Source organism: Schlesneria sp. (assembly GCF_036405755.1).
Lineage (GTDB): Bacteria > Planctomycetota > Planctomycetia > Planctomycetales > Planctomycetaceae > Schlesneria > Schlesneria sphaerica.
Window position 1 is genome coordinate 1 of sequence record NZ_DASWWZ010000622.1, and the last position, 5405, is coordinate 5405.

The following is a 5405-nucleotide window of genomic DNA, read 5'->3' on the forward strand; positions in this document are numbered from 1 at the left end:
TCGATGCGTTGTGCGAAGTGATGGAGGGGAATGCCGAGGATAATCTCGTGGCGATGGTGCAATTAGCGAGTTCCGACGGCAAGCGACTTCGTGCAACGGCAGGTCGCCGCGTTCCTGCTGACTATTTCCGCGCGATGGACGGCATCGTGATCGGCCCCGATGCAGGAGCGTGCGGGTTGGCGGCTTTTCGAGGCGAGGCGACAATCGTTGCTGATCTTGCGAATGAGAACGTGACAGTTGAGAACCGGGAACTGGCACTCGCGCACGGGTTGACTGCGGGCTGGATTACTCCCATTCATTCCTCCGAGGGAAAGGTCCTGGGGACGTTCGCCGTTTACTTTCCGAACAGGCGTCAGCCCACTGAGGGGGAACGTCAACTGGTCGACGTTCTGACCAGTACGGCCAGCGTCGCTATTGAGCGACGTCGCGCGGAAGCTGCCGTCCGTGAGAGTGAGAAAACCGCTCGCTTCCTCGCAGAAGCGAGTGCTTCGCTGGCTGTTCTCGAAGATTTTGACAGCACTTTGCAGAAAGTGGCTTCACTGGCCGTTCCCCACTTTGCGGACTGGGCCACGGTCGATCTCGTCGAGGCGGACGGTGTCCTCAGACGCGTCGCCGTTGCTCATGTCGATCCCGTTCGGGTTGCTTTGGCTCATGAGGTCCACCGACGTTTCTCCGGTGATCAGATCTCGACGCGGGGGGCGTGGAACGTCATTCGAACGGGGCGGGCCGAGGTTGTTCCCGAGATCAGCGAAGAACTTCTCCGGCAATCCGTGAAAGATGATGAAGCGTTTCATGTCCTGCGGGAATTGGGGCTGAAATCCTACCTGGGAGTCCCCTTGAAGGTCCGCGGCAGAATCATTGGAGTGGTCACCTTCATCGGGGCCGAGTCGGGGAAGCGTTACACCGAAGTCGATCTTGTCACTGCCCAGGACCTTGCTGACCGGGCGTCAATCGCAATCGAAAATACGCGGATGTATCGCGAGTTGATTGATGCGGACAGACGGAAGGACGAGTTCCTGGCCACTCTCGCCCATGAACTTCGGAATCCTCTGGCCCCCATCCGCAATTCGCTTCAGATCCTGAAAATGCCGCAGGTGGACGAGGCAACCGCCAGACAGTCACGTGAGATGATGGAGCGTCAGGTTCATCATTTAGTGCGGTTAGTGGATGATCTCCTTGATCTTTCCCGTGTGATGCGTGGAAAGATTGAGCTGCGTAAGGAAGCGGTGGAACTCGCGTCGATTGTGGCTCGCGCCGTCGAAACGGCCCGTCCACTCATCGATTCCCAGGGGCATCGTCTGGAGATCAGTCTGCCGGAGGAATCGCTGGTCATCGACGGCGATCCCGTGCGGCTCACCCAGGTTGTCGGAAACCTGTTGACCAACTCTGCCAAGTATACCGATGCAGGAGGTCACATCCATCTAACCATCCGACGCGAGGGGGACCTGGCAGTGCTCAGTGTGAAAGACACTGGTATCGGAATCGCCCCCGAAATGCTGCCGCGAGTCTTTGAACTGTTCGTTCAGGCGGACCACGCAACAACAAAGGCCCAGGGGGGGCTCGGTATCGGACTCACGCTGGTTAAGAATCTGGTCGAGATGCACGGGGGAAGTGTGTCTGTGACCAGTGAGGGGTTGGGCCAGGGGAGTGAATTCACTGTCCGACTGTTGCTGATGAATCGCCAGCAGCAAAATGGTGACGACTCGAATCACACGGCGGACGGAGCAGAGGTTCCTCATGTGTGTCATCGTGTGCTGGTCGTCGATGATAATCAGGACGCAGCTCTCAGTCTGACCATGCTGTTACGCCTGCACGGCCACGAAGTACAGGTCGCCCATGATGGACTTTCCGCTCTAAAATTGGCCGAGACCTTTCACCCCGCTGTGATTTTTCTCGATATCGGCATGCCGGGGATGGACGGGTACGAAGTGGCGCGTCGGATCCGTAAGAACCCTGAGATGAAAGGGACGGTGTTGACGGCCTTGACCGGTTGGGGGCAACTGGAAGACCGGCGTCGGACTGCAGAAGCCGGGTTTGACTACCATCTCGTCAAACCGCCCGAGCCACAGGCGGTTGAGAATATCCTGGCTTCGTTGCCGAAATCGATTTCTCCCTGACCGAGTCGGACAAAACTGCGGAGCGATGTGGCGAGCAACTGAGTGATCAATCGAACAATGCGCAGGGCGTGCCAGCCCTCGGATGGGAGTGCTGGTAACTCGGAGTAAGGACGGATCATGACACGGCGGAATCGAGACCTGCATGGAAGTGCTCCAGATAAGTCGGCTGTAGCGTTGCTGCTGATCGATGTCATCAATGATCTGGATTTTCCCGAGGCGGAATCGATGCTGCCGCGCGCCATGTCCATGGCTCAGCAGATTGCGGGGCTCAAACGGCGAGCCAGGGAGAATGACGTCCCCATCATCTACGTCAACGACAATTTTGGCCGCTGGCGCTCTGATCTTCTCGCCCAAGTGGAACACTGCCTGCGTGACGGCGTCCGGGGAAAACCAATCGTGCAGTCCCTGCGTCCCGAGGAAGACGATTACTTCGTGTTGAAACCAAAGCACTCGGGGTTCTTCTCAACGACGCTCGATACGTTGCTTGAGTATCTCGAAGTGAAGACGCTGATTTTGACAGGAATCGCGACCAATATCTGTGTCTTATTCACCGCGAATGATGCCTACATGCGTGACTTCAAGCTCGTCGTCCCGCAAGATTGTGTCGCCTCGAATACGCCCGAGGAGTGCGACTACGCGCTGGACCAGATGCAGAAGATCTTAAAAGCAGATATTCGCCCCGCGGACGAACTCTGCTTTGATGAACTCAAAAAATAGTCTGTCGTGCAGCGTCGTGACTATCGTGGGGAGTTCAGAGATTTGATTCGGTGGATCGCGCCGTCCAGTAGTTTCAGTCCCTCGTCACCGAGAATGGTCTTCGCCTGGGTCTGAGCTTGTTCCCAGGCGGGGATTGCTTGCTGCATGAGTCGCTTTCCTGCTTCCGTCAGGCGGAAGGGATGCGATCGCCCGTCCTCGTCAGGCATAATTTCCAGCCACCCTTTGGCCACCATTCGTTCGACTGTACGACTGAGAGTTGAAGCATCCAGTTCCAGGGATTTGCAGACATCAGAGGGACGCGCTACTCCCAGCCTCGCGGTTACGGCCAGAATAATAAACTGCGTCAGTTTAAGGCCGAGTGGGCGCATGGCGTCGTCGTAGGTATTCGTTACCACACGGTTGAGCAATCGCAACCGCCCGGCAACGCAGGAGGTGGCGATTGTTTCAATGCTGGTCGCAGACTTGGCCATTCATGGGTCTCAGGGAGTTCCTGGATTGCTCGCTCAATGTATATGCAAGTAAACCGGCGTTCAAGAATGGGGCGCCGCTGGCTGCTTCATCGTAGCGCGGGAAATCCGATGCTGTTCACCATATGAGTCTTGCTCGCGGCGGATTTGAAACCGCAGGCTACTATGGGAGGAGCGAATTCCGACTGACAACGGGTGGCCGGTTAAACAAACCGGGGTGGCGTCATTATCCTGGCGGAAGCTGGATCTCGATGCCGTAGTTGGGGGCAATCTGAAGCAGTTTCTGGATTTCTTCGATTGTCGGAGGGGGCGCGGTGACGGCGCCTTCGGCTAGCGGTACGCCGAATTCAAAAAACATCTTCTCCAAACCGGCAGGTGCGACCGTCACGAGCATTTTTGCGGGGCGATCGCTCTCGTTCTTGAAAGCGTGTGCGACACCGACAGGCATGTTGGCGAACATTCCTGCGGTCGCAACGAACTTGCTGTCACCGATGGTGAATGTGATTTCTCCTTCGAGGATGTAAAAACCTTCTACTTCCCGGCTGTGGGTATGGGGTGGAGGTCCTCCTCCGGGGGGGACGGTCGCCTCAAACTGAGAGTACTGTTGATGAGTTTCCTCCCCGGTCGCGAGAAAACGATAGACGTCTCCGACGACGGCGAGCGTTCTTCCTTGTTGAGCACTGCGCAAAGTTGGTTTTTGCGTCATCGTTCAAGAACTTTCCGATGGAATAGTGTGTCGTAAGTTACAACAGATTTCGTCCGTGCGGCATCGTTGTCGGCATGAACCGGTTCAGGCAGTTGTCCGTTCATCACTACGGTAGAGATCGCAGAATAAAAAGGAACGGGCTTCTCCTCTGAGGCCCCAATCCCGTTATAATTCTCGAGATCGATTCCCGTGCATGCAATGTCCAGGCGGTTTTCGCGTTGGGGAATGGAAGTATGAAGTGCCAATCAAAGCCTGACACAGTACGCGATATCGTATTGGCCAGCCTGTTCTCAATCATCCTGTTCGCTGACGTCCGGGGTGCCGACGGACAGGAGGAACCCGTAGCGAGAACACGAGTTCCTCTCGGGCAGTTCGTGACGGTGACAAGCCCTGTTGACGATATTGTATACAGCCGGATTTCTTCCGCCGCCCTACGTCTTCAGCAGCAAGCCACACAAGAAGATCGCCCTGCCGTGCTGGTGCTCCAGATCGAACCCGGGACCAGCCAGTTTCATCATATTCAGGGGCTGTCCAAGTTCCTGACTTCATCCCAGGTGGCGAACGTCACGACTGTGGCCTGGATTCCTGCGACCGTCACGGGTCCCAATGTCTTGCTCGCCCTGGCCTGTAAGCAAATTGTCATGCATCCGGATGCGGAACTGGGTGACATTGGTCGAGGCAAACCCCTCGAGGCAGAAGAGCAGCAAGCGATTCTCGCGATGGCTCAGAAACGCCACAACAGCAAAATCAATGCGGCGATTGTGAGGGGGATGATGGATCCGCAGGAGCAACTGTGGCGCGTCAGAGTTCGTTCTATGGCTGCGGGCACGGATGAACTGGAGACCCGTGTCGTGACGAAGGACGAGTTGGAAACGCTTCGTCGAACGAACGTTACGATCGAAAATGTGGAAATCGTCAAGGATCCCGGCTCGGTTGGGTTGTTTCGGGGTAGCACGGCGAGGTCACTGGATATTCTTGTCTCTCAAACCGCCGAGAATCGGACATCGGTGGCGACACTCTATGGCCTCCAGCGAGACTCGCTTCGCGAGACCGCATTCGAGAAGGAGAATCGCAAAGCCCGTCTGATCAAGGTGGATGGAATTATCGATCGACTTCAGGAAAGTTTCCTGATCAGGCAGATCAGTAGTGCGGTCGCCGACGGCGCACAGGTGATCGTGTTCGAGATCGACTCGCCTGGCGGGTTGCTCGTTGCCAGTATCACCTTGGCAAACGCTATTGCGGATCTGGAATCTAACAAGGTTCGGACGATTGCCTACGTCCCGCGAGAAGCGATCAGTGGCGCGGCAATCATCGCGTTGGGGTGTGACGATATCTATTTACGTCCTGATGCAAAGATCGGGGATGCCGGACCGATCGAGATGCGTCCCGGTCAACCGT

Annotated in this window: 4 protein-coding genes and 1 pseudogene; 3 read left to right on the top strand and 2 right to left on the bottom strand. The window is 56.4% G+C overall.

Annotated elements, in window-relative coordinates:
• Both VGE80_RS20575 and VGE80_RS20580 read left to right on the top strand, forming a co-directional pair.
• Positions 1 to 2117 (top strand): ATP-binding protein (locus VGE80_RS20575; protein WP_440593962.1); only part of this gene is annotated, 2117 nt, incomplete at its 5' end.
• 117 nt (positions 2118 to 2234) lie between these two features.
• Positions 2235 to 2834 carry a cysteine hydrolase family protein gene (locus tag VGE80_RS20580; protein WP_440593963.1) on the top strand — a complete coding sequence of 200 codons (600 nt, stop codon included), beginning with the start codon at positions 2235 to 2237 and terminating at the stop codon, positions 2832 to 2834.
• 20 nt (positions 2835 to 2854) lie between these two features.
• Here the strand turns inward: VGE80_RS20580 and VGE80_RS20585 are convergent, their stop codons facing one another.
• Together VGE80_RS20585 and VGE80_RS20590 are read right to left on the bottom strand one after the other, a co-directional pair.
• Positions 2855 to 3304, bottom strand: coding sequence for a MarR family winged helix-turn-helix transcriptional regulator (locus VGE80_RS20585; protein ID WP_397571600.1), 450 nt, complete (start codon positions 3302 to 3304; stop codon positions 2855 to 2857).
• 223 nt (positions 3305 to 3527) lie between these two features.
• Positions 3528 to 4007 carry a cupin domain-containing protein gene (locus tag VGE80_RS20590; RefSeq protein WP_440593964.1) on the bottom strand — a complete coding sequence of 160 codons (480 nt, stop codon included), beginning with the start codon at positions 4005 to 4007 and terminating at the stop codon, positions 3528 to 3530.
• A 233-nt stretch (positions 4008 to 4240) separates the two neighbouring features.
• Between VGE80_RS20590 and VGE80_RS20595 the strand changes: the two are divergent.
• Positions 4241 to 5405: pseudogene (locus VGE80_RS20595) on the top strand (hypothetical protein); the annotation flags it as partial.